Origin of the sequence: Ruminococcus flavefaciens ATCC 19208, from assembly GCF_000518765.1 — a bacterium.
GTDB lineage: Bacteria > Bacillota > Clostridia > Oscillospirales > Ruminococcaceae > Ruminococcus > Ruminococcus flavefaciens.
This window is the reverse complement of the sequence record NZ_KI912489.1, coordinates 466,930-492,326: the sequence shown is the minus strand read 5'-3', so window position 1 is coordinate 492,326 and position 25,397 is coordinate 466,930. Positions and strand designations below refer to the sequence as shown.

The following is a 25,397-nucleotide window of genomic DNA, read 5'->3' as shown; positions in this document are numbered from 1 at the left end:
TTTTATTTGAAAATGTCTCCGAAAACGAAAAATACTTCTCTTTCTTAGCTGACAAGGGAATCAAGCTCGGCGGTATTATGATCGAGACATTTAAAATATAAGCCGATAACGAAAATCTCCGAGGGATCACTCCCTCGGAGACATAGTAAATAGTATACTTCCCTAAGAATATGCTTCAGGTTCGGTGGAACCCCTTTCATCAGAATGGGGGCCGCCGATAAATTAATATAAACTTCTATACAAGTACCACGGTTAAGTCGGGGCTTTTGATATCAGCTGTCAAGACCGGGAAGGTTTTCACCGTATACAGAGTAATTCTCTGGTTGAAGATTATTTATTCTCCAGCCATTAACTGAAGGCTCGAACACAAAATCAACTATATCGCAGCCCATATTATTCTCACCCCAAATACCGGGTGCATATGCTCTGAAAGATGTTGATGTCACGTTACTTATGATTATAGGCTCATTAGCAGATGTATATCCAAGCCAGCCTGCCTGTACAGAAGATGTATTCACATACATATTGCCCTTATAGAAAATAAAGTTCTTAAACGCAAGCAGATCTTCAAGTGCAACGCCTGTCTCATCTATATGATCGCCATTTTTGTACGTGTCGCTTATTACTACGTAGTCATCGTTCAGATATTCCAACTCTTTTGCTGCCAGACTATCTGAGTAAACTTTTCTTGCATAGTTTTCAACGTCAGCTTTTGAATTAAGTTCAAGACCTTTTCCTGTTATACGTGCATATGTTACATCTCTTATACCAGCCTCAAGATTAGGATCTCTAAGATTGAAAGTAATGGTATCATTCATGTTTCTGTACTGTGGGAATCTGAACATGATCTGATAATGTGTATCATAATACTTTTCAATAAGGCTCTTTGCTGTATTCTGGTATGAGATATATTCAGCGTCCTTTGAAGTATCAGCCTTTGAACCGCGTACAAGACGTGAGATACCGCCGTTTCCAATAGATATCCACTCGTTGTTCTGATAATATCCGCCGAAGCTGTAGCTTGAACCATTATAGAAGCTGACAGTCTTGAGGCTTGATCCGCCCATTTTCTCAACGCCGATCTTTACTGTACCTGTTTCATTTGTACCGTTGTAGCTGTATGTTCCGTCCTCGTTTATAACTACAGTACCCTTTTCGGTTATACTGCCGGGGATAAAATCATACTGCGACTCCTGATACTTCCACTGACCTGCCAGTGCCTTTATTTCTTCATTTTCAGAAGCAGCGCTTCCCGAAGCACCGCCTGCTGCACCTGTGCCGTCAGCTTTACCTGTTGTCTTTGAAAGCGAAGTCGTTGTCACCGTAGTTGTGATAGTCGAACCGTTCTTATCTGTTGATATCTGAGTTGTACCCGATACCTGTGTTGTAGTAGCTGTAACAGCAGGTTCAATAACGCCTGTATCAATTTTTCCTGTTTTGTTTTTGCGGAACATAGCCATGCTTCCAAGAACCACACCTGCAACAAGTACAAGTGATGCAGCTGTAGCCAAAGGTGTGAGCCATACGGGTCTGTGAACGCGTTCAACACCTTCCACAGTATCATTTTCTGTCATATTGATATAATTATCTTTCTCTGTTCTGTCTTTAAGGATTTCTTTCTTTTTAGCATTATACTTCTTTTCGCTCATAGCGATGATCTTTTCGATCTGTTCATCCGTTATGTCGGGACATTTTTCAGTAAGTCTTTCCATAGAATCGTCCTCTGCATTTCCGAGTATATCGAATATATTTCTATCTTTCATAGCTTCTCCCCCTTTACCTTGATATACCTGCTTCTGCAAGCTTTGTTCTCAGCCTCGCTATTGCGCGGCTGCATCTTGTTCTGACCGAAGCATCTGTCATGGACATTGACTTGGCGATTTCCGATGATTTACGATTATAGTAGAATTTTTGTATAAGTATTGTTGAATCAGGCTCGCCAAGTTCATCAATCTTGTTGAGAAGCACTCTTCGGAGTTCAGAACGGTCAACGCGCTCGTCAACGCTGAAGTCCGAGACAAGCTCCTGCATATCGTCATCATCTGAATATACGGTATGATTATTTCTTGATGTAAGGCTCCTGAAGCGGTCTATTGCACTCCTCTTTGCAACTGTTGCGATATAACCCTTTATATCGCGGTCACAGTTTTCATCGAATTCATATTTAAAAAATATATCTGCAAATACATCGCTCACGCACTCTTCTATATCTTCCTTTGTACCGCATATCCTGAGTTTATTGAAAACTATCGCGTAGACATATTTTCCGTATTCTTTAACAAGTGCTCTATGGCATTCCGCAGGTGATCGCTCAAGCATTGCTTTAAGCTCATAGCTTGTCATACTCATTCCTCCTTGATTATTTGTAAGATCGACCTTTCATAAAGAACATTCGCACTGCCTGTATGAAATGTTACAGTAAAATAAAATATTTTTTTCCTAAATGATAATACCACTTTTTACTTCTCTCTGCAAGTCGGCAGTAAAAGTAAAAGCAGCTGATCTCTCAGCTGCTTTTACCATGAACACACTTTTCTATATTTCCCTCTTCTTTATCTATCCATTCAAAAACATATCCATCGTAACAGGTATTGTACGGTATTTGCCGAGGATATACTTTCTGAGCACGATCGCATCGGCAGCAGTTATCATGCCGTCCTGAAGAAGATCCGCACTTTCCTTCTGAAGCTCATTAAGCTCGATCTCCTTGCCCAGATACTTATTTATAGTGATAAGATCGAAAGAATTTATCTCCTTATCACCGTTGACATCGCCTGAACCTACAGGAACTGTCTCTGTGCTTTCGGGGATATACTGATCGTCGAACTCTTTATCTGTAGTTATAAAGATCTGATCCCAGTAATATCTGAATGTACTGTCTTTCTCATAAGATACTCCAACGCCGATATGGGTATAATCAGGATTCATTATTGCGTGCCAGTGTACAGGTGAACCTTCCCACTGTTTGAAGGTAGCTTTTGCATTATCAGAACCGCCTGCTGTATTCTCTCCTGCTCTTGAATAAGGAACAAGCCCTGCATCAATTATTGTTATGAACAGATCACCCATGCTGTATTTTACAGCTTCGTTTTTCAGCAGCTTGTTGACAGCTTCTTCGTATTTCTTATCAACGCTGAATGATTTCTTATCCTCGCTCCATGTTGCAACGATCTTATTTTCCGTTACCTTGTCTTCAAGACCGTATAATGTTTCTCTGAAAGAAAATCCCACACCTTCGGCTATAAGAACGCCTTCAACATCGTCTTTTTTCTTCGCATCGACTCTGAAGGTTTTCATGTCCTCGCTCCATGTTGCAAAGCACCATTTTTCGTCAAGACGAGCAGCTATCTCTTCAGCTTTCTCTGCGCTGACGTTATCCAGCTCGAATTCTCTTTCGTCAGAAAGATAGAATATTCTGGTGCCCGGGCGATAATGACTGAAATCAAATATGAGCTCTCTTGAACGTTCACGCGCCTTGTCATTCAGATACGGAACAGCTCTTAAAGGTTTTAAACCGGCTTTTTCTCTTGCTTCATTAACAAGGATTATTATCTCATCAGCCATCGCTTTAAGGTCTTGATCCTCTGCGGCATGAGTGACCTGAGGACGATAAGACATAAAGCCTAAAGTCATCACTAATGATAATAAAGCCGCCATTGCCTTCAAATATATTTTTCTGATCTTTCTCATACCAACACCTCCATTTATATTTTTTCATGCTCATAATCTATAAACTCTTTGTTGATTATAGTTTAGCACAAATAAATATAAATTTAAAGAGGTTTTGATGCAAACTGTCGAATTTCACAAGAAAAATCTACGTTTTGTACAATAAATATTATACAAAACGTAGATTTGATTTTGCTTTATCCGAAAAATAATTCGTATTTTTGCCTATATATCATTAATTATTTTCGCTATTCTTAATTATTTCAAGAATTTTTCCGAGATGCTTGTCTATGCAGAGGATAGATATGTTAAGATAATCCTCTACAAGCTTGGCAGGAGCATCTCCTGTAACTACAGCATTTACAAGAACGATAAGCTCTCCGCGCTCGTCTATGAACATCTTGCAGCCAAAACACTCAGGGTCTGAATTGAACTCATTTATAGCCTTGCATACATCAAGATTTATCTCGCCGAAACGTGCCATCTGACTAAGTGCAAGTGAAAGAGCATTTGTGTCGCCGTTTACATGAATGAACACAAGCGGTGCCACATTGTCAATATTCGGCAGCTTTGTGCGGAATCTCAGCATATTTGAGTCATGATCGTTTACCTCAAAAGGAACGTTTCTTTCCTTGAGTATCTCACAAAAATCTGCAACTACTTTAGATGTTTTATTATTATCCATTGTTTTTTCCTCCATTTATGGTTGTTTTCAGTGATTTTGCTGTAATTTCATTATATCACACTACTGATTATTTGTCAATAATGTTTAAAAGTATTTTTTTAAAACAGAAAAAGCACCCGCATACGAGTGCTTTCCCTTTAGGGTGGTTTATATGAAAAATAGAAGATGTCTGTTAATTATACAGCTTTTAAAGGCTGCTTTTTCTCTTTCCATGATGTTATTATATAACCCCGATATGTGCATTCTGTGACAGAAAACTGAATGAAAAGAAAAATCCTCAGGTAAAAACCGTGAGGATTTCGGGAAAATATGTGTTATTTGTCAAGTCCGGAAATACTGAACTCTACTTCGACTTTAGTCCATTCCTTGAATGCGCCTGTATCCACAAGCTGCGCAGAATAGCTTCCGTCGTTGATATCGGAAGGTGAAGAGCTGTCGTAATTATTGAAAAGTGCGCCCTTTTCACATCTTGAATCATCAGGGAGACCGTCATCGCTTATCCATTCATTGAAGATATTTGAACGGAGCTTGCCTGAATCTGTATAAGTAAAGCTCTTCTTTTTAAGGTCAATGTCCTTTCCGTCCACCTTTACCTTATTTATCGTAATTACCGCATTCGGGACAGCTGTCTCGCCGTCTTCTATTATAACGGCAGCATATTCCAGTCCGTTTGGCTTGTACTCTTTATCGGGATCGCCTGTAGCTCTGTATCTGAAGCCCTTTGTATCTGCATTTACGCTTACTTTATAGTCTCCGTTGCCGTCTATATGTACTACTCCCGCATCAAAGGTGAGCTGATTGTTTTCATCGTTTCCGCCGAGATACTGCATTCTGAAATCCTTATCAGCTATAGCAAGGTAAGCATCGCCTGTACCTGCTGTAACGGTATCCTCGAAATCAACTCCCGAAAGGTCGGAGGGGGCAGCAGCCTTGTTTATATTATTTTCGACCTCTTTGCTGGTCTTTACCTTTTCATTGCATGAAGCAGCTGCTCCACAGATCATAGCTGTGGCAGCGATAACTGCGAATATTTTTCTGATCTTCATATCCTGTCCTCTTTCTGAAATCATATAGTTTTTCCAAAAACACTATATTAATAATACACGATAAATGCCGCAGAATCAAGCTGCTTAATAAACAAACTTTTTTCTGCGGCAAAAAAATGAATTGTGTAAAATAACTTACGACAGCTCGAACATTCCCGTATAGAGCTGGTAATACTTTCCGTGCTGAGCAATAAGCTCGTTATGGTTTCCGCGCTCGATTATCTTACCGTGTTCGAGGACCATTATAGCATGAGAATTGCGTACTGTGGACAGTCTGTGAGCGATAACGAATACCGTTCTTCCCTCCATGAGAGAGTCCATACCCTTTTCGATAAGAGCCTCTGTACGTGTGTCGATAGAGCTTGTAGCTTCGTCGAGGATAAGCACGGGTGGGTCTGCAACTGCGGCACGGGCGATAGCAAGGAGCTGTCTCTGTCCCTGTGAAAGGTTTGCACCGTCGGCTGTGAGCATAGTATCATAGCCGTTTTCAAGATGATGTATGAAGCTGTCGGCATTAGCCAGCTTGGCAGCTGCATATACCTCCTCATCGGTAGCATCAAGCTTTCCGTAGCGGATATTCTCCATGACCGTGCCTGTGAAAAGGTGTGTATCCTGCAAAACTATTGACTGTGAACGGCGCAGATCGTCCTTCTTTATCTTGTTGATGTTGATGCCGTCGTAGCGTATCTTGCCCTCAGGCACATCGTAAAATCGGTTTATAAGGTTGATTATGGTAGTCTTTCCTGCTCCCGTAGAGCCTACAAAAGCTATTTTCTGTCCGGGCTTTGCATAGAGGGAAATACCGTTGAGTACCGTCTTATTGGGCTCATATCCGAACACCACATCGTCAAACTCCACATTTCCGCGGACTTCCTTATATGTCACAGTACCGTCAGCCTTGTGAGGGTGCTTCCACGCCCATCTGCCTGTACGCTTGTCAGTCTCGGTTATAGTGCCGTCAGCGGCGATATCTGCATTTACAAGTGTAACATATCCTTCATCTGTCTCAGGCTCTTCGTCTATGACGCGGAAGATACGCTCAGCACCTGCAAGAGCTGTGAGCACGGAATTGAGCTGCTGAGACACCTGTGTTATCGGGTGTGAGAAGGAACGTGTGAATTGCAGATAGGATACTACCGTACCCACAGTCATGCCGCCTATGCCCTTTACCGCCATGATACCGCCTGCAATAGCAGTCATAGCGTAGTGTATGTAGGAAAGGTTGTTCATTATAGGCATAAGGACATTGGCAAATGTATTTGCGTGAGTAGCCGCTTTGCAGAGCTCCTCATTGAGTACATCGAACTCCTCGGCAGCCTTGTCCTCGTGGCAGAATACCTTTACTACCTTCTGTCCGTCTATCATTTCCTCAATATAGCCGTTTACTTTACCAAGCGCTCTCTGCTGCGCAGCAAAACCCTTACCGCTTCGTGAACCCACAAAGCCTATGACCTTGACTATAACGAACAGCACAGCCACAACAAGTATGGTAAGTCTCCAGCTGTATATGAGCATTGCCGCAAATACGCCGACTATAGTTATGGCGGAGCTGATGAACTGGGCAATACTGTTGCTGAGCATCTCGCGGATAGCGTCCGTATCATTGGTGAAAAGGCTCATAAGCTCACCGTGAGTGTGCTTGTCGAAGAAGCGTATGGGCAGCATCTCCATTTTGCAGAAAAGGTCGTTTCTTATGCGCATGAGAGTAGTTGTTGATATCTTTATCATCATTCGCTGATAAAACAGCGATGACAGCGCCCCCACAGCATATATCACGGCCATGACCGTAAGTATGCCGATGAATTTACCGTACTTCCAGTGACCTGTCTTGAAAGCGTCCTCAAGGTTGTCGATAAGAGGCTTTAACAGATAGTTACCTGCTATTCCCGCAAAGGCACTGAAAAATATTCCGACAACAACAAATACGAACTGTATTCGGAAGCCGTGCATATAACTGAAAATGCGCTTCAATGCGGCAAATGTGTTTTCAGGCTTAGCCATTGGCTTCATTTCTTTCATAGGAGGCATTATTCATCAGCTCCTTTCTGCTGTGAGTCATATACCTCGCGGTATATCTCACTTGACTGCATAAGCTCATCATGAGTACCGATATCGGTTATCCTGCCGCCGTCCATTACGATGATGCGGTCAGCGTCCATGACAGAGGATATGCGCTGAGCTATGATGATAGTCGTAGTGTCTGCAAGCTTTTCACTGAAAGCTTTGCGTATACTGCTGTCGGTAGCTGTATCAACAGCACTTGTTGAGTCGTCAAGAATGATTATCTTAGGCTTTTTCAGAAGCGCACGTGCAATACACAGCCTCTGCTTCTGTCCGCCCGAAACATTTACGCCGCCCTGTCCCAGATCGGTGTCGTAGCCGTCAGGGAAGCCCATTATGAAATCGTGAGCACAGGCTGATTTGCAGGCTTCGATGATCTCCTCATCAGTTGCATTCTCATTGCCCCAGCGGAGATTGTTTTTGATAGTGCCCGAGAAGAGAACGTTCTTCTGCAATACCATAGCAACCTGATTTCTCAGGGTCTCAAGGGCGTAATCCTTTACATCGTGACCGCCTACGATGACTTTTCCCTCTGTCGTATCATAAAGACGGGGAATAAGCTGTACCAGCGAGGTCTTTGACGAGCCTGTACCGCCGATAATACCGATAGTTTCGCCCGACTTTATATCAAGGTCGATGTTCTCAAGTGCCAGATTTTCCATATCATCGTAGTAGCTGAAACTCACATTCTCAAAGCGTATGGAGCCGTCCTCAGCTGATACCTCTGAGTTTTCCGAATCCTTTATGGTAGGCTCTTCCGCAAGCACCTCATATATACGCTGGAGCGATGCTCTTGAGATAACGAAGGTGATAAAGAGCATTGATATCATCATAAGTGAAAGAAGTATCTGTCCGACATACATGATAAAGCTTGAAAGCTCACCTGTACCGATATTTCCTTCAACTGCCATGTGTCCGCCGAAATAGAGTATAGCCGTTATACTTGCGTACATTACAAGCTGCATGATAGGCATATTGAGTATTACCAGCTTTTCCGCAGCAAACTGCGCACGGCGTACACTGTCGGTATTCTCCTCAAAGCTCTTTTTCTCGTATTCCTCACGTGCAAAAGCCTTTACAACGCGGATACCGATGAGGTTTTCCTGTATCTTTCCGTTCATGCCGTCGTACTTTTTCAGCATAATTCCGAAGCGCGGATGTGCCTTTGAAATAATAAAGAACACCGCAAAAGCAAGCACGGGTATTGCAAAAAGAAATACAATGGAAAGCTTTGCGTTCTGCCTTACAGCCATACAGGTAGCACATATGAGCATTATAGGCGAACGAAACGCCATACGTATGAACATCATAAATGCATTCTGTATATTGGTAACATCTGTGGTAAGTCTTGTTGTCAGTGAAGCTGTGGAGAACTTATCCACATTTGCAAAGGAAAAGCCCTGCACCTTTCGAAAAAGTGCGCTCCTGAGATTTTTCGCAAAGCCCATAGCCGCAACTGCGCTGAATCTTGCCGCAAGTGCGCCGAAGAAAAGCGAACAGACAGACATGATCACCATGAGTCCGCCCATTTTTGCAACGTAGCCGATATCCCCCTTTTTGACACCGTTGTCGATTATCAGTGCCATTACCATAGGGATAAGCACCTCCATGAGTACCTCTCCGATAATGGTCACAGGCGAGAGAATTGCCTGTTTTTTGTACTTTCCGATGTTTGAAAAAATAGTCTTATACATCGGCATTCCCCTTTCTGTTTTGAATTTAGTCTAACTTTTATTATACCATTTCCGCACCATGATGTCAAATAAGCAGACACCTTGACAAGTCCCGTATACTATAGTAAAATGGATATCGGAGGTGTTTGAATGTTGAATTACAGACCCAAAATGTTTGACGAAGCGTCAAAGACTCACACTTCAAAAAAACTTTTTGCCATACTGCTCGCTTTTATAGTAGTTTTCGGAGTAATATTCATACTTGAATCCATTATCCCTTCGATAATAACCACAAAGCCCATGCTTGAGGAAATGAGAAAACAGGGATATCTTGACAATACACAGAATTTCACTCTGAAAGAGTCCATGAAGATAGCCACAAAGGTATCGGCTGTACCGAAAGTAATGATACCTTCCCTTTTATCAACTGTATTCGGCACTATCGCAGCAATATTCTACTGCCGCTGCGTGGAAATGAGACCTGTACGCTCAATGGGCGCAAGAAAAAAAGGACTTGTACCGCACTACCTTACCGGTATTATTATCGGAATAGCAATGATGAGCGCAATAACGCTTCTCAGCGTTGCTTTCGGTGCAAACAGCATAGCGGTATGCAGTAATGTTGATTACGGAATCCTTGCGCTTTTCCTGCTGGGATTTTTCGTGCAGGGCATGAGTGAGGAATTCATCTTCCGCGGATACCTTATGAACTCCATAGGCGGAGGCGGACATCATACAGCTTTAGCCGTGGGAATAAGCGCTGTTGTCTTTGCAGTCGCACACGCCGCAAATCCTGGCTTCGGACCTGTCCCGTTTATAAATCTCACTCTTTTCGGCATATTTGCTGCCATTTACATGATACTCTTCGATAATATATGGGGAGTATGCGCTATACACTCCATATGGAACTTCACACAGGGAAATTTCTACGGCATAAGCGTAAGCGGCTCTGGAGATACAGAGTCAGTGTTCCGCACAACTCAGGTATCCGATAAAGCCTTCCTTACAGGCGGAGAATTCGGTATAGAGGGAAGCATCTTCACTACTCTTGTGCTTTCGGTCGGTATCGCAGCTGCTGCATTTGCACTGTACAGAAAGGCAGGAAAAACTCCTCAAACCGAAACGGCTCATCAGGATAAATAAGCAAAAACGGACGGTAATAACCGTCCGTTTTTTATTCAGTCAAAATAAGAAGTGTCATATATGCTATATATACGCCCAAAGCTATTATACAGCCCACCGATGTCTTTGCTATGGCAAAGCCCCTTCGTGTCTGTGCAGGTGTCGGCACAGGAAGCCTGCATTCCTTCCTGAAAAGGAGGAGCATTACAAGTCCCACTATAGCTGCCGCAAAAATAAGCAGTGTAAATCCCGCAAAAAGGACAGCCTCGCCCTTTAATTCGGTAATTACCGTCACCATACTGTTTATGAAGATGTGAACTATTACCGAAGGTACGATGGAATTATGCTTCATGTCAATATGTCCGAAGAATATTCCTACAAGGAAAGCCAGCATAAACTGCGGAAGATTGCCGTGAGCAAGTCCGAAAAATACAGCCGAGGCGATTATTCCGAAATGCTGATTTGATTTGGAGAATATCTTCATCAGTGCACCGCGAAAGAATATCTCCTCCGTAACAGGAGCTATTATACAGCTGTAAACAGTCATTATCGCAAAACCGAGGCCTGTTTTTCCGTAATCCAAGTCCGATACCTCTGTTGTAAATCCGTACTGTGAAAAGATATCCTCTATACCAGATGATATATACGCCGAAACGATCAGCAGGAACAGTCCTGACAGGCAGTATTTCAATATATCACCAAAACGCAGATCCTTCGTTTTTATCATAGATGAAGGCTTTATTTTTGCCCATTTCAGTCCTATGAATGCAAATCCCACATTTGCCGTCAGGAACGTGATCATATTTATGGCAGGGAATATTGAGCTGCTGCTGATATAATGCGATATAGCTCCTGCGGAAGCATCGGGATTGACCGCGCCGAGTATAAACTTTATCAGATATATCAGACCGATCACAAGTGCATTTGAGACAAAGAACTGCATCAGCAGTATAAATCCGCCTATATTGTAATAATGCCTTATTGCAGCCTTTTCCACTTTGGCAGGCTCAAAGGGCACTGTAAACTCCGGCATTGTTATCCACGGCAGTATCTCCGAATAGTCATCTCTGTACCATCGGAACTCCGTAGGATTTTTGAAAGGGTCATACAGATCGGTCTTTGTGGAATCGAGATATTCCCTTTCTTTAGCCTCAAGCTGCTTCGTAAGATTATATATTTCGTGATTAAGGGCTGCGAACTCCGCTCTCTGGTCTGCTGTGCCGTCAAATTCCGTCATCGTATCCCTTCCTTTCATTTATATCTGAGAATAATTTTACCACAATTCATTAAAAATGTAAAGAGGGAAATCATCTGTTAGACACTATTTCAAATCCCTGAGCACTTTCAGCCGTAAAGGGCTTGTCAGTCCCCGAAACCGTGATATACACTTTATCGCCTCTGCGCTCTGCCTTTATTTCCGCATAGTTTTCACCGTCACGGTCGCAAACAGAGACAGAAGCCCTGTCACCGTCATCAAGTCCGTATACGATGATGTGCATATTATTGATATAGTCATAGTCGGCAGTGCCTTTGAAATCGCCGTAAACTATTATGGAACGCGGTCTTGCCATGAGCGGCAAACCGAAATAATCGTATTTTCTCGTGTACCAGCTTCCGCCTCGCAGCTCCTCCCCTGACTGTATATCCGTCCAGACTCCAGCATCAGGCAGATAGAAGCTGCACTCACCGTCCTCACTGAAAACAGGAGCCACAAGCAGAGACTCGCCCAGCATATACTGAGTGTCAACAGTAAGCGCACTGCGGTCGGAGGTGAAGTCCACTGCCATAGCCCTCATCATTGGGACTCCAGTTTTATGGGTAATGACTGCATTTGACCACAGATAAGGCATGAGCCTGCCTTTGAGCTTCACAAAATGCCGTGATACATCGCAGCTCTCCTCATCGAAATGCCACGGCACACGATAGGAGCTGTTTCCGTGATAGCGCGAATGTGTGGACATCAGTCCGAAGGCTGTCCAGCGCTTGTACAGATCGGGAGTGCCCTCGGCTTCAAAGCCGCCGATATCATGGGAGAAAAATCCGAAGCCCGACATACACAGTGAAAGTCCGCCGCGGAGAGTTTCCCACATGGACTCATAGTCCGAGAAGCAGTCTCCGCCCCAGTGTACAGGGAACTGCTGACAGCCTGCTGAAGCAGCTCGTGCAAAAAGACAGGCACTTCCCTTCGCCTCTTTCAAAGCTTCAAATACCGTCCTGTTATACAGGTATGAATAGAAATTATGCATCTTGAAAGGGTCTGAGCCGTCATAATAGCACACATCTGTTGGTATCCTCTCGCCAAAGTCGGTTTTTACCGCGTCTATACCCATTTCAGCAAGTCCGCGTACTTTAGCTGCAAACCAGTCTCTTGCCTCGGGATTGGTGAAGTCTATGAGAGCCATCCCCGGCTGCCACATATCGCACTGAAACACCGAGCCGTCCCTGTTTTTTATGAAATAGCCCTTCTCCGCGCACTCCCTGAAAACAGGGGCTTTCTGCCCGATGTACGGGTTTATCCACACGCATATCTTCAGCCCTTTGGCTTTCAGCCGCGCAAGCATAGCCTCAGGGTCCGGAAATTTCCGCCTGTCCCACTCAAAGCTGCACCACTCGAACTCCTTCATCCAGAAGCAGTCAAAGTGGAAAACATCGAGAGGGATATCACGGCTGTGCATCTCGTCTATAAAAGCGCTGACCGTTGTCTCATCGTAATCTGTCGTAAACGAGGTCGAGAGCCAAAGCCCGAAGGACCATGGCGGCGGCAGTGAGGGTCTGCCCGTAAGCGCAGTATATCGGCTTATTACGTCGGCTATAGTCTCGCCGCCGAAAATGAAATACTCCAGCGACTCCCCCTGCACCGTGAATGCAGTCTTTGTGACATTTTCATCAGCCACGTTGAAAACTACCTTTTCCGTCTCGTTTACGAAAACTCCGTAGCCTCTTGACGATACAAAAAACGGCACTGACTTGTAGCTCTGCTCGGTGCAGGTACCGCCGTCGTTGTTCCATATCTCGGCAGTCTGACCGTTTTTCACAAAGGTGGTGAACTTTTCACCGAAGCCGTAAATATACTCCCCCACAGATATATTCAGCATCTCGCGGATAAATGTACCGCCGCCGTTATCGGACTGCGCAAAGAATCTTTCACCGAAATTTTCCCGCTCTCTGTGCCACTCCTCCTCGGTAATGACTGAGGTGGTGCGCCAGCCGCTCTTTGTAAGCAGTCTGCCGCGGTAAAAGTAGGATATGTCCCACTCCTTTTTCTCGCCGCCTATCCTTACGGAAGTATCCCCCGATACAAGCTCATAACCGCCGCCGCTGAGTTTTTTTATGACGGGTCTGTAGTCCCCGTCCTCATATATGGGAAATGAAGGCTTTTTTCTGCTGCTTCCGCTGAAATGACTTATGGTAACTTTAATACTGTTTTCGAGGGTGGACGTAAAGCGGACAGTCAGCATAGGACCGCCGAGAGTCATGCCCTTATTTGATATCCATTGTGTAGCCGCATAAACTGTTATACTGCGGTCGTCCGCTTCCGTTTCATATATCTGGGCTGCCCAGTGTACATCATAGCCGTTCTTGTTCAGCCAGAATCCATCGGAAACCTTCATCGTTTTCACTCCTTATATTTGCGCTCGGCACAAATCTGTTGTTATAGTCAACATGATAACATTCAAATATGAACTTTTCAATCAATCCATACCTATTGCCTTGAAATTTTTAGCCCCGGGTGTAAAAAACAATGTTCAATTTTTGCGTTATATACTGATATCATTATTTTACCACAGCAAATACTGGTACTATTTACTTATGGTAATTTATATTCTGAAATTTCCGAAGAGGACATCACAGCTCACGCATTTTTGTATATATTTGCCACCATGTTTGATTTTGTTGATTTTTAGCTATATAATTATATTTCTATAAAACAATTATTTACCGGCAAAGCAAAATATTCATAACATTTTGCGCAAAATATCACACATTTCTCAAAATAGTACTTTTATGCTGTGCATAGTAATTTCATGACTAAAATTTCAAAAAACACCATGTTTTTTCAGTCACTTCTGCGTTTTGTGCACCTAATCTTTATTTTTTGGGTTGCAAACAATAAGGTAAAAGAGTAAAATTGTTATAACAGCATAAAATGATATAAAATATATCATAACGTTGAACGAAAAATATACATTTTTATGAGGAGGAGAAAATAATGAAAGTTAAAAAGTTAGTTGCAAGCCTTACGGCTGCCGGCTGTCTTTCAGGAATGGTCACCGCCTTACCGCAACTGGTACTAAACTCATATGCTGCCGAGATCGTATATAACGATTTCGAGATCAGCTATGAAGGCTGGTACGGCGAGGGTGGAGTCACAGAAGTGACAGCACAGCAGGAAGCAGGCGCTGATATGTCAAGAGGCATGAAGGTATCAGGCCGTACATCTGTTGAAGATGGTGCTGCTTCTTCAAAGGGTCTTTATCTCTTTGGCGGAGATAAATACTCCTACAGTGTTAAGGTTTACAGCGAGACAGCTGAAAAGTTCCATTTCACACTTCTTACTATTGATGAAGTGACAAAGGAAGAAACTGTTGTTGAACTTGATTCAAAGAATGTTCCTGCAGGCGAGTGGACAGAGCTCAAGGGCGACTACACAGCAGCAGAAGGCAGCTATGAATTCAAGCTCAAGATCACAAACGACTCTACAGAGGATTTCTGCTTTGATGAATTCCTCATCACAGGCGACAAGGATGCGTTGGAGGCACACGCAGCACCTGCCGGCAAGGGTCTCAAGGACGAGTTCGGTGCTTACTTCCGTGTAGGTAATATCCTGAACGGTTCAACAGTCAACAACAGCGGTATCACAGGTCTTATCTTAAAGGATCACAACGCTATCGAGTGTGAGAACGAGACAAAGCCAGATGCTACAATCGTTCAGAACGGTTCAACAGATACAAACGTTAAGGTTTCTCTCAGCAGATGTGCTGCTATATGCGACTTTGCTGAAAAGAACAACCTTGCATTCAGAGGTCACACTCTTGTATGGCACAGCCAGACTCCTGAGTGGTTCTTCAAGAGCAACTTCAGTAATAATGGCAGCTACGTAAACAGCTCTACTATGGATCAGCGTATGGAAAGCTACATAAAGAATATGTTCGCTGCATACAAGACCCAGTATCCTCAGCTCAACCTTTACGCATACGACGTATGTAACGAGGTAATCAACGACGGTACTGCTGCACAGGGCGGTCTCAGACCTACAAACGGCACAAATGGTCAGAACGGCTCATCTGCATGGGTAAGAGTTTACGGAAACAACAGCTTCGTTGAGAAGGCTTTCACATATGCAAGAAAGTATGCTCCGGAAGGCTGTCAGCTCTTCTATAACGACTATAACGAGTTCGCTAATGACAAGCAGAACTGTATAATCAATACTATCCTCAAGCCTCTCCAGGCAAAGGGACTCATCGACGGTATGGGAATGCAGTCACACCTTAACTGCGCTGCAAGCAACGCATGGGGCGACACAAATTCATACCTCGCTGCAATGGATAAGTACCTCAACCTCGGTCTCGACGTTCAGATCACTGAGCTTGACCTTTCAACAGAGGGCGGCAAGTATTCATTAAACGATCAGGCTACAAAGTATAAGGCTATATTCCAGCATGCTATGGACTGGAACAAGAATCATCCAAACGGTCCGTTCGTTTCCCTCGTACAGGTTTGGGGACCAAACGACAACAACTCATGGGTTGCTACAGATAAAGCCTCAGGCAGAAGCAATCAGCCGCTTCTTTACAACGGAAGCAACCAGCCAAAGGCTGCTTATACAACACTCACAAGTATGCTCGCTGACAGCCAGTGGACAACAGGTATCCCATACACAGGTCCGAGAGCTAACGGCGGCGGAACTTACACTCCTCCCGAGCCTCCAAAGGTAAACGAGGAAGGATACTGGTTCCACCACACATTTGAGAGCTCAGATGAAAGCTGGACAGGCAGAGGTTCTGCTTCAGTTGAAACAAGCAGCTCAGCTAAGTACGCAGGCAGCAAGTCACTCTACTGCACAGGCCGTGAATCTTCATGGAACGGTGCTTCATATGCACTTGATTCAAGTATGTTCACTCCCGGTGAGACTTACAGCTTCTCAGTTAACGCTATGACAAATCAGAGCGGTAATACAGAGTTCAAGTTTACTCTCCAGTATGATGACGGCTCAGGCACAAATTACGATCAGATCGCTGTAGGCACAGCTCCTAAGGGCGAATGGGTACAGCTCGCTAATACAAAATACACAATTCCTGCAGGCGCTTCAAATATGCAGATCTATGTTGAAACTACAGACGAAACAAATCTCTGTGATTTCTTCATTGACGAGGCTATCGGCGCTCCTTCAGGTACAGTTATCGCAGGTCCCGGACAGCCTGAGATCACAGATCCAGGAACATCTGATCCCGGAACACCTTCAAACGTTGAAGTAACTCTCGGCGATGTTAACTTAGACGGTGTTATCAACTCACTGGATATGATCCCTGCAAGAAAGGGTCTCCTCGCCGGCGGCTTCTCTGATTCAAAGGCACAGCAGGCTGCTGACGTTGACCAGAGCAGAGTTTATGAGGTTGCTGACCTTGTGCTCCTTCAGGAATTCATCCTTGGCAAGATCAAGGAATTCCCAGTAAACAAGCCTGCAGTTCCTACACTTGATACTTCAAAGTATGAGGGTAAGTTCAGCGGTCTTTCACTGGCAGAAAGCTTTAAGAAGCAGAACGAGAATAACCCGCTTTATACTCAGCGTTTCGGTGCTGACCCCGGCTGGATGGTATATGACGGCAGACTTTACGTTTACACAACAGCTGATGAATTCGCATACAAGAATGGTCAGATGATCGAAAATGATTATTCTTCAGGCTATATTAACTGCTTATCAACAGCAGACCTTGTAAACTGGACTGACCACGGTCAGATCCCTGTTGCAAAAACAAGAGTAAACGGCACACCTATTGCAAAATGGGCTAATAACGCATGGGCTCCTGATGCTGCATGGAAGAATATCAACGGACAGGACAAGTTCTTCCTCTACTTCGCAAACAACGGTTCAGGTATCGGCGTTATCACAGCTGATGACCCGACATTCACAAAGAATGTAAAGGATCCTCTTGGTCACGAGATCATTTCAAGAAATACACCTAACAGTAACGTAACATGGCTCTTCGACCCAGGCGTTTACTATGATGCTGATACAAAGACAGGTATCATCGCATACGGCGGCGGTGTTCCAAGCGGACAGGCTGCTCAGACAAAGCAGGGACGTATCGCTAAGCTCGGCGACGACATGATCTCTATCTCAGGTACACCTATTGATCCCGGTACACCTTACCTCTTCGAGGATTCAAGCATGATCAAGATCGGCAACACATGGTATTATTCATTCTGCCACAACTGGAATGTTCCTGGTGGTGCAAATGTAAACGGCAACTCATTCAGCAATGCTGATATCGGTTACATGACATCAACAAATCCGCTCAGCGGATACCAGTACCAGGGTGTTGTATTCAAGAACACAGGTACACAGAGACTTGATAACGGCGGTAACAACCACCACTCAATTATCGAATTCAAGGGCAGCTACTATGTACTTTATCACTCACGTCAGCTTGAAATGCGTATGGGCGTTAACGGCGGCAAGGGTCTTAACTACAGATCACCCTGTATCGATAAGGCAACTTTAAACAACGGCAAGATCACATGTAACGGTTCACAGACAGGTGTAAGCCAGATTGAGAATCTCAACGCATACGAGATCGTACAGGCTGAGACAATGTCTAACCAGTCTAAGAACATAAGCATAAGCGGTATCGGCAACACAACTGTCAAGGCTAAGAAGGGCGACTGGATCAAGGTCAGCGGCGTTGACCTCAGCAAGGGCGTATCTTCTATCACAGTCAAGGGCAGCGGCAACGCAGTAGTTAAGTTCTGTGTAGGTTCTACAACAGGTACTTGCATCGGTTACGGCGAACTCAACGGCAGCGAGAACGAACTCGCAGCTGCAGAGAATAACGTAAACGGCGTTAAGGATATCTACATGATATTCAGCGGCGACTGCGAATTCGATTACTGGAAGCTTTCATGATTACAATAAAATAAGTGATGCAGCTCCGAAAGTTTCGACAGCTGGTCAATGACGTAATTCATAATTCCTTTTCGATGTTGGTCTGGGCGGTGCATCTGCACAACGCACCGCTCAGATTGATATAATTCCAAAAATAAATTGTAAGGGACAAATCAGAACAAGAAAGCCGTGCTTAGGCAGCACGGCTTTCTTGTTGTTCAGTGCCTGTACTCCCTTGCTCCAAAGGGCATGACTGATGTCATGCCCTATAAATTTGACAAATCTGCTGCGCTGATATATAATGCTTATATCTAAGATCGAAAGGAGCAATCTATCCAATGAGCTATTTTGATTACAAAAAACACAAGATCTACTACACAGAACACGGCAGCGGCACTCCCACACTCCTTTTGCATGGCAATACAGTATCAAGTGATATGTTTGCGCCAATTATACCGCTGCTCTCGGAAAAATACCATGTCATCGCAATGGATTTCCTCGGCTGCGGACACTCCGAGCATATCACGGAATGGAGCTCGGACCTCTGGTACGAATGGGCAAAACAAGTGAAAGCTCTGTGCGACCACAAGGGCTTTGAAAAGGTCAATATCATCGGAAGCAGCGGCGGTGCTTTAGCTGCAATAAACGCCGCACTGGAGTACCCCGAGCTTATAAATGCGGTAGCCGCAGACAGCTTCGAGGGTATCCGCGCAAACGCGGAAATAACCGAGCAGATACGCTCGGGACGCGAACTTGCAAAGCATAATGAAGGCTTCTGCGCTATGCTGAAAGCTATCCACGGCGACGACTGGGAAAGAGTATTCGATGCGGACACCGATGCAGTCATCAGACACGCTCAGAATATAGGCGAATTCTTTCACCGTCCCCTTTCGGAGATGCAATGTAAACTGCTGCTGACAGGCAGTGCCAAGGACGAAATGTTCCCACACGGACATTATGAGGAGCTTTTCCGTGATATCTGCGAACAGACTCCCCTTGCGCAGGCTTGCATTTTTGACCGCGGCAGCCACCCTGCTATGCTGAGCAATACTGCGGAATTCGCAGAGCTTTGTATGCAGTTTTTTCAGACAGCAGAAAAATAAACGGAACGCCGAGGGTGACTCCCTGTAGTACAGGGAGATGTCCGAAGGACAGAGGGTCGCGGCTCCTGTTGGGAGGCGTTCCCTACTAATCACTATGCACTAACAACTAATCACTAAAAAAGGAGACCAAAGGTCTCCTTTTTTCATAGTATGAAGCAGATAAGTCCCGAGCAGCCCTCGTTGATGACACGCTCCAGAGTCTCCTGCAATTTCATTCTGGCGTCCACAGGCATTTTGAACAGCTTGCTGTGAAGGCCCTCGTTGACAAGCTCGTGGAGCGATTTGCCGAAGATATTGCTCTCCCATATCTTCTTCGGATCATCGTCAAAGCCGTCAAGCAGGTACATCACAAGCTCTTCGGACTGCCGCTCAGTTCCCACGATAGGGCTGACAGTGGTATTGATATTAGCTTTCATAAGGTGTATGGACGGCGCGGACGCTTTGAGCTTTACGCCGTATTTTCCGCCCTGACGGATTATCTTCGGCTCTTCGAGAGACATCTCCTCAAGCTCGGGCATAACGATACCGTAGCCCGTAGCCTCAACCTCTGCAAGTGCAGGCTCGATACGCTTATACTTCCTGCGAATGTCGTTAAGCTCCGTAAGAAGCGGCATAAGATCGCTTTCGCTCTCTATCTCGATGCCCGTGGTCTCCCCAAGGATCTTATAGAAAAGGCTGTTGTCAAGCTCCGCGGTGATAGTCACAGAGCCCTTTCCCAGATCAATACTGCTTATCTCCGCTTTCAGCACGTTTGGGCACTCCGATATAGCCGCAGCAGCGTCCTCAGCCTCTCGGACAAGACGTATATCCTTTGCAGCATTGCGTATGCAGTCCAGTATCTCCGTTTTCAGCCAGTGCCCCTTGCCGAGGGAGTTTATCCACCGCGCTGTGCGGATATTTATCTCCTTGATAGGGAATGAAAAAAGTATCTCGCGGATAATGCTGCGGATATCCTCCTCACCCAGTTCAAGACAGTTCACGGGTATTACCTTTGCGTCATAGCGGTCCGTAAGACTTGCGGCAAGTGCCGTCGCTTCGGGCGAATTCGGCGCAACTGTGTTGAGTATGACCACAAAAGGCTTGCCAAGCTCCTTCAGCTCGCGGATAACACGTTCCTCGCACTCCTCATACTCCTCACGGGGTATATCCGTCACCGAGCCGTCCGTAGTTATAACCAGTCCTATGGTTGAATGGTCGGTGATTACCTTCTGAGTGCCTATCTCAGCCGCCATATTGAAGGGTATCTCCTCATCGAACCACGAAGTCATCACCATTCGGGGCTGTTCATTCTCGATATAACCAAGAGAGCTTGGAACTATATATCCCACACAGTCGATGAGCCTTACATTGAACTCCGCACCATTGCCTAAGTCTATCTGCACAGCCTCTTCGGGAATGAATTTAGGCTCTGTAGTCATTATAGTTTTGCCTGCGGCGGACTGCGGAAGCTCGTCAACAGCCCGTTCACGCTTGAATTCACTGGTTATATTGGGTATTACGAGAGACTCCATAAAACGCTTGATAAATGTGGATTTGCCCGTGCGCACAGGTCCGACAACACCTATGTAGATATCGCCGCCCGTACGCTGAGCAATATTGCTGTATATATCTTTAGCCATAATTTTCTCCTTTTTTCAGAACTAAAATCTAAGACCTAAGAACTAATATCTGCAAACCAAAATTTCTTAGCTCTTAGTTCTAAGTTCTTAGCTCTAATATTTCACGATACTATTGGTATCAGCAGCATACCGCCGTTTTCAAGGCGCTGACCGCTAAGCTCGTTTTCTTCCATGATAGCCGAAACACTTGTGCTGTAGCGTTTGGCGATATCCCATATATCTTCGTTTTCTATGCCGAAATATAGCTTGATAGCGTAATCGCCGTCACGCTCCTTTTTGGCAGTTTCATCAATGGATATATCCGTAACAGCCTTTATTGAATCGGAGCTGTACACCAGCAGCTTTACTCCTATATCCGACTTTGCTGTAAGGACTCCCTCAGCCGATATATCGTATGAAGTCTCACGCACACGCACCTCAGCCGACACCGATGTACCGCTAATATTATCGGGAAGTCCCACAGTCACCTCAAATGCTTCATCGCGGTCAGGCATTATTATCATACCTGTTTTGTCCTTTGCCGCCATAGAATATGTCAGCATACCGCTTATGACCACTGAGCGTCCGTCATCGCCTATACGGGTATTGATGTTCTTCGGCTCGCTCCACATAGCGTATATAGTCTGGGGCACGTTATCTCCGTCGGCAAGCTTCGCGCTGTGCCTGAAGCTTTCATCATACACCGCAGGTATCTGCTCGGCTTTTATCTCTGACATTTCAACGCTGCACGGGTAGACTGTTGAAAAAGCGTCCTCCGCTATCATGGCAGTTGCTGTCCTTACCGCTCTGCACCCCAGCCTTATCTCAGCTTCACAGCGCAGTATCCTGTTATTTCCCTCCTTGTCGGAAGCAACAGTTATATCACAGCTAAGTATCTCGGGAGTTACCGTGCAGTCGTAGCTGTCGTCAAGTCCGTTAACGTCGATTATCTGGCTGTATCCGAGGGAAAAGCGCATAGCTTCCACAGTATTATCTCCCGAGTAGAGAATTTCCACATCAGCTTCGCCCTTTGCCAGAAGCTTTCCGGATATGAGCTTCACCTCGCAGGCAGACGCACTGCAACGACAGTTAAGTATTACCGAAACATCGGGCTGAGCCGCCCCTACCTCCACTTCATCTTCGATACGTACATTTTTATCTGCTGTAAGCCTTCCTGCTGCAAATTTCACGGGAGTCTTTTTCAGCTGGATATTCATGCCTGATGCATCTGATACTACCTCCTGCTCCTGCTGACCTGTAACGATTATTTTGGTGGAAACAGCTCCTCTCAGGTCAAGGCGGCGCTTGTTCACAGCTCTGAAATTTACATGGTCCGCCTTAGGTATCAGCTTTACTTCTGCGGACTCGGCAATTTTTCCAAGCTCAACTGTCTTTGTAAAGCTCCTGTGCTGCTCAACAGACTGAACCTCATTGCTGTTTTCGCCGCAGTAAAGGATATGTATATCACATCTCAGCTCATAGGTCAGCTTGTCGCCGCTGATGCTCCAGTCAGTGATAACAGGCGAAGTTTCACAGCGGATAAGTCTGAAAATATCGGGACAGTAATCGGGGAGAATATAATCCAGCTCCACAGACTGCTCCTGAATGCCGTCATATATCGTCTCGGCAGCAGGAACTGTCTCTCTGTTAAGTTTTAATTCCATAACGGTAACCTCCTTGAAGTTTGCTTTGTGTAATGTATATTCAACCGCAGGTACAAGTATGCATGAGAAAAATAATATGCGTATTTTACACATTTTTTCGTACAATCCAACATTCGACAAGAAATTTTTTTGCCGCGCATATTGCTTTATTGCCCATAATATGGTATAATTAATTTTGAACTATATAAAAGCAGCTCACCACATGATACTCTGAAGCAGGGTGGACTGCTCTTGATTCTGCTTGTTTTTTACAGGCAAGAAAGGATTATCTATGCTTCACGAGAAATCATGCGGCGCAATTGTCTACAGGAAATACCACGGCAATACGGAAATACTGCTGATAAAGCATATCAACAGCGGTCACTGGTCCTTCCCTAAGGGTCACGTAGAAAAGGGCGAGACCGAGATTGAAACTGCTCGTCGTGAGATCATGGAGGAGACTTCCATTGACGTTATTATTGATCCGACATTCAGAGAAACAGTAACTTATTCACCGAAGAAGGACACGATGAAAGTCGTTGTATACTTTCTTGCAAAAGCGAAAAACGTTGATTTTATCCCACAGGAGGGAGAGATCGCGGAAATACGCTGGGTGGATATATCCTACGCCACAAATATCCTGTCATATGAGAACGACAGAACCATCGTAGCAAAAGCAAAAACCGCTATCAAGGAAAATCACTGAACACAAAAAAGGAGTACCGAGAGGTACTCCTTTTTATTGTAGGGAAAGGCAGATTTAATTCATAATTCATAATGCATAATTCATAATTGTAGGGGCGCGTTCCGCGCGCCCGTGTATGCCTTACGCTGCAAATAACACGAACGCACTCACGCGATGATATTTCCCTTTCGTCTGTTATCTCTCGCGGCTAAAGCTAAAGTTCCAACAAAACTCTCACGCGGAGCAAGGGTGCGCAGGCTCTGCGCTGTAGGGGCTGCCTTTGGCAGTCCGAGCCTCACAATGCAAATAACATCAAGAGGGAACAATATAAACATTCTCCCTTTCTCCCTTTCCCTCTTGCTAAATATTCCATGCAATGTACTTTAACAATTTAAATCGTTCAAGAGTGCAAGGTAGAAAGAGGGAATTTTTAGTTGCCAAAACAAATTAAACAAAACAGGCGCACAACTGTGCGCCCTTAATATATCCACCCAAGGTATAATTTTTGTGATATTCAATGGCTTTTAGTTGAAAAATTGCCATTTTCGTTCCTATTACAGAAAGACATTTTTCAGTAAGTCACGATGAATACAGGATTTCAACTACTTATGTATGTAGGGAACGCCTCCCAACAGGAGCCGCGACCCTCTGTCAGCTCTGCTGACATCTCCCTACACTGTAGGGAGTCACCCAACAGGAGCCGCGACCCTCTGTCAGCTCTGCTGACATCTCCCTACACTGTAGGGAGTCACCCAACGGGAGCCGCGACCCTCTGTCTGCTTTGCTGACATCTCCCTACACTGTAGGGAGTAACCCTCGGCGTTCCTTAATTATGAATTATGAATTAAAGAGTAACAGGCAGTCCGTTTATCTCGATAGTCGGGTCGTCAATGTCGATAAGGAGGCATCTTCTGCCGTCCACAACGCTTGTACGGACCTTATCAGCCGCAGAGGGCTTGATATTTACGGTAATCCCCGGAGAAGTAAGAACTGTCTTGGTCTCCACAAGGTTAGCCGCAGTAAGCGGCGCAGTACCGCATACCTTTTCGTAAACAGGCTCTACCATGTTCACGCGCTCTTCGGGAAGTCCCACATCTACAAGGATATCCTTGAGCTTCATATTGTCGATGACAACTCTGTCTGTATCGTCCTTGTTGTCCTCAACAACTTCCTGTATCTTTTCATTTACCGTCTTGATGAGGGTATAATCAAGGTCGTCACCCACTACATTTTTCAGTATGCTCTGGAAACTGTTTTTCTCGCTCTCAGCCGACATCACAAAGGTACAGCCGAGTACATTCTCAACTACTGATACGTTAGGCGATTTCACATTCTTTGTGTAATACATAACGTGGTTTATATCGGAGCTTCTGTTGCTGAAAACAGGGTAAAGGAAGCCGTCAGACGGAGCTTTGCTGATTATAAGCTCTGTATTGACCTTCTTTGTGATCTCGTTGCCCACACTGTCGAATACAAAGCCGTCCTTGCTTGTATTTACTGGACAGATAGCTGTGAGAATATAACGGTATATCTCGTCATCACCCTCAGCAAATTCGTCATTTTTATCCTTTTTGCGGATAGTGTATGTACAGTAAGAGGTTATTACAGCAAATGGACCTGTATATGCGATATTATTTGCGATATGATTGAGGAAATCCTCACAGGCGATATCGTCTTTGAGCTCGGAAGTAAGGAGAGTATAGAGGATATTCTGAGGCTGTCCCTCGTCATAGGCTTCGTTGGGGAACTCATACTCCACAAAAGCCTTGCCAACGTTGGTATTGAGCACCTTTTTCAGAGTCTCATCGTAAACATCATGCTCCTCAACAGGCATGGTAAGGCATGAGCTGACATTGTGGTATCTCACGTTTTTCTCAGCATCTATAAAAGCCGTGAGAACGCGCTCCATTATGAAAAATCCGCTCTTATCGGAAAAATTCTTTTTTATCTCTGCTGTTTCTTTTTTATTCATTGCTATTTCCTTTCTGTATGAAATATATGGAGCTGC

Annotated in this window: 16 protein-coding genes; 4 read left to right on the top strand and 12 right to left on the bottom strand. The window is 44.8% G+C overall.

Annotated features, from left to right (window positions below; all coding sequences use genetic code 11):
• Positions 1-272: 272 nt before the first annotated feature.
• The 7 genes from L870_RS0108995 to L870_RS0108965 all read right to left on the bottom strand — a co-directional run bounded on the left by L870_RS0108995 (position 273) and on the right by L870_RS0108965 (position 9,155).
• Entirely contained in the window at positions 273-1,763 is a 1,491-nt protein-coding gene (locus L870_RS0108995) for a hypothetical protein (RefSeq protein ID WP_028517875.1), read from the bottom strand.
• Between the two features lie 13 nt (positions 1,764-1,776).
• A complete protein-coding gene (locus L870_RS0108990) occupies positions 1,777-2,343 on the bottom strand; it encodes an RNA polymerase sigma factor (protein ID WP_028517874.1) in 567 nt (188 codons plus the stop codon).
• 213 nt (positions 2,344-2,556) lie between these two features.
• The gene (locus L870_RS18540) at positions 2,557-3,690 is read right to left on the bottom strand and encodes a CAP domain-containing protein (RefSeq protein WP_051411481.1); all 1,134 of its coding nucleotides are present in this window, start codon (positions 3,688-3,690) and stop codon (positions 2,557-2,559) included.
• Between the two features lie 214 nt (positions 3,691-3,904).
• Positions 3,905-4,354, bottom strand: a complete 450-nt coding sequence (locus tag L870_RS0108980) for a hypothetical protein (protein WP_028517873.1) — start codon at positions 4,352-4,354, stop codon at positions 3,905-3,907.
• A gap of 314 nt (positions 4,355-4,668) precedes the next feature.
• Positions 4,669-5,400, bottom strand: coding sequence for a hypothetical protein (locus L870_RS0108975; RefSeq protein WP_155250166.1), 732 nt, complete (start codon positions 5,398-5,400; stop codon positions 4,669-4,671).
• 135 nt (positions 5,401-5,535) lie between these two features.
• A complete protein-coding gene (locus L870_RS0108970; protein ID WP_423752172.1) occupies positions 5,536-7,419 on the bottom strand; it encodes an ABC transporter ATP-binding protein in 1,884 nt (627 codons plus the stop codon).
• 8 nt (positions 7,420-7,427) lie between these two features.
• The gene (locus L870_RS0108965) at positions 7,428-9,155 is read right to left on the bottom strand and encodes an ABC transporter ATP-binding protein (RefSeq protein WP_028517870.1); all 1,728 of its coding nucleotides are present in this window, start codon (positions 9,153-9,155) and stop codon (positions 7,428-7,430) included.
• A gap of 129 nt (positions 9,156-9,284) precedes the next feature.
• Here L870_RS0108965 and L870_RS0108960 point away from each other — a divergent pair, with 129 nt between their 5' ends.
• A complete protein-coding gene (locus L870_RS0108960; RefSeq protein ID WP_028517869.1) occupies positions 9,285-10,277 on the top strand; it encodes a CPBP family intramembrane glutamic endopeptidase in 993 nt (330 codons plus the stop codon).
• A gap of 31 nt (positions 10,278-10,308) precedes the next feature.
• Here the strand turns inward: L870_RS0108960 and L870_RS17170 are convergent, their stop codons facing one another.
• Both L870_RS17170 and yicI read right to left on the bottom strand, forming a co-directional pair.
• Positions 10,309-11,493: a CPBP family intramembrane glutamic endopeptidase gene (locus L870_RS17170; RefSeq protein ID WP_037271685.1), complete on the bottom strand. Its 1,185-nt coding sequence runs from the start codon at positions 11,491-11,493 to the stop codon at positions 10,309-10,311.
• Positions 11,494-11,563: 70 nt separating this feature from the next.
• Entirely contained in the window at positions 11,564-13,867 is a 2,304-nt protein-coding gene (gene yicI, locus L870_RS0108950) for an alpha-xylosidase (RefSeq protein ID WP_028517868.1), read from the bottom strand.
• A gap of 599 nt (positions 13,868-14,466) precedes the next feature.
• Here yicI and L870_RS0108945 point away from each other — a divergent pair.
• Entirely contained in the window at positions 14,467-18,381 is a 3,915-nt protein-coding gene (locus L870_RS0108945) for an endo-1,4-beta-xylanase (RefSeq protein WP_028517867.1), read from the top strand.
• A 317-nt stretch (positions 18,382-18,698) separates the two neighbouring features.
• Positions 18,699-19,463: an alpha/beta fold hydrolase gene (locus L870_RS0108940; protein ID WP_028517866.1), complete on the top strand. Its 765-nt coding sequence runs from the start codon at positions 18,699-18,701 to the stop codon at positions 19,461-19,463.
• Positions 19,464-19,606: 143 nt separating this feature from the next.
• Here the strand turns inward: L870_RS0108940 and spoIVA are convergent, their stop codons facing one another.
• Positions 19,607-21,082: a stage IV sporulation protein A gene (gene spoIVA / locus L870_RS0108935; RefSeq protein WP_028517865.1), complete on the bottom strand. Its 1,476-nt coding sequence runs from the start codon at positions 21,080-21,082 to the stop codon at positions 19,607-19,609.
• Between the two features lie 101 nt (positions 21,083-21,183).
• Positions 21,184-22,725 carry a DUF3794 and LysM peptidoglycan-binding domain-containing protein gene (locus tag L870_RS0108930; protein ID WP_028517864.1) on the bottom strand — a complete coding sequence of 514 codons (1,542 nt, stop codon included), beginning with the start codon at positions 22,723-22,725 and terminating at the stop codon, positions 21,184-21,186.
• 271 nt (positions 22,726-22,996) lie between these two features.
• Between L870_RS0108930 and L870_RS0108925 the strand changes: the two genes are divergently transcribed.
• Positions 22,997-23,410 (top strand): bis(5'-nucleosyl)-tetraphosphatase, encoded by a 414-nt coding sequence (locus L870_RS0108925; RefSeq protein ID WP_028517863.1) that lies wholly within the window; start codon positions 22,997-22,999, stop codon positions 23,408-23,410.
• Between the two features lie 823 nt (positions 23,411-24,233).
• On the opposite strand, the gene L870_RS0108915 is transcribed toward L870_RS0108925, so the two are convergent.
• A complete protein-coding gene (locus tag L870_RS0108915) occupies positions 24,234-25,361 on the bottom strand; it encodes a DUF4317 domain-containing protein (protein ID WP_028517862.1) in 1,128 nt (375 codons plus the stop codon).
• Positions 25,362-25,397 lie beyond the last annotated feature (36 nt).

Coding starts and splice junctions, on each gene's coding strand:
- L870_RS0108995 (WP_028517875.1), bottom strand. CDS start 1,763: ATGAAAGATAGAAATATATTCGATATACTCGGAAATGCAGAGGACGAT.
- L870_RS0108990 (WP_028517874.1), bottom strand. CDS start 2,343: ATGACAAGCTATGAGCTTAAAGCAATGCTTGAGCGATCACCTGCGGAA.
- L870_RS18540 (WP_051411481.1), bottom strand. CDS start 3,690: ATGAGAAAGATCAGAAAAATATATTTGAAGGCAATGGCGGCTTTATTA.
- L870_RS0108980 (WP_028517873.1), bottom strand. CDS start 4,354: ATGGATAATAATAAAACATCTAAAGTAGTTGCAGATTTTTGTGAGATA.
- L870_RS0108975 (WP_155250166.1), bottom strand. CDS start 5,400: ATGAAGATCAGAAAAATATTCGCAGTTATCGCTGCCACAGCTATGATC.
- L870_RS0108970 (WP_423752172.1), bottom strand. CDS start 7,419: ATGAAAGAAATGAAGCCAATGGCTAAGCCTGAAAACACATTTGCCGCA.
- L870_RS0108965 (WP_028517870.1), bottom strand. CDS start 9,155: ATGTATAAGACTATTTTTTCAAACATCGGAAAGTACAAAAAACAGGCA.
- L870_RS0108960 (WP_028517869.1), top strand. CDS start 9,285: ATGTTGAATTACAGACCCAAAATGTTTGACGAAGCGTCAAAGACTCAC.
- L870_RS17170 (WP_037271685.1), bottom strand. CDS start 11,493: ATGACGGAATTTGACGGCACAGCAGACCAGAGAGCGGAGTTCGCAGCC.
- yicI (WP_028517868.1), bottom strand. CDS start 13,867: ATGAAGGTTTCCGATGGATTCTGGCTGAACAAGAACGGCTATGATGTA.
- L870_RS0108945 (WP_028517867.1), top strand. CDS start 14,467: ATGAAAGTTAAAAAGTTAGTTGCAAGCCTTACGGCTGCCGGCTGTCTT.
- L870_RS0108940 (WP_028517866.1), top strand. CDS start 18,699: ATGAGCTATTTTGATTACAAAAAACACAAGATCTACTACACAGAACAC.
- spoIVA (WP_028517865.1), bottom strand. CDS start 21,082: ATGGCTAAAGATATATACAGCAATATTGCTCAGCGTACGGGCGGCGAT.
- L870_RS0108930 (WP_028517864.1), bottom strand. CDS start 22,725: ATGGAATTAAAACTTAACAGAGAGACAGTTCCTGCTGCCGAGACGATA.
- L870_RS0108925 (WP_028517863.1), top strand. CDS start 22,997: ATGCTTCACGAGAAATCATGCGGCGCAATTGTCTACAGGAAATACCAC.
- L870_RS0108915 (WP_028517862.1), bottom strand. CDS start 25,361: ATGAATAAAAAAGAAACAGCAGAGATAAAAAAGAATTTTTCCGATAAG.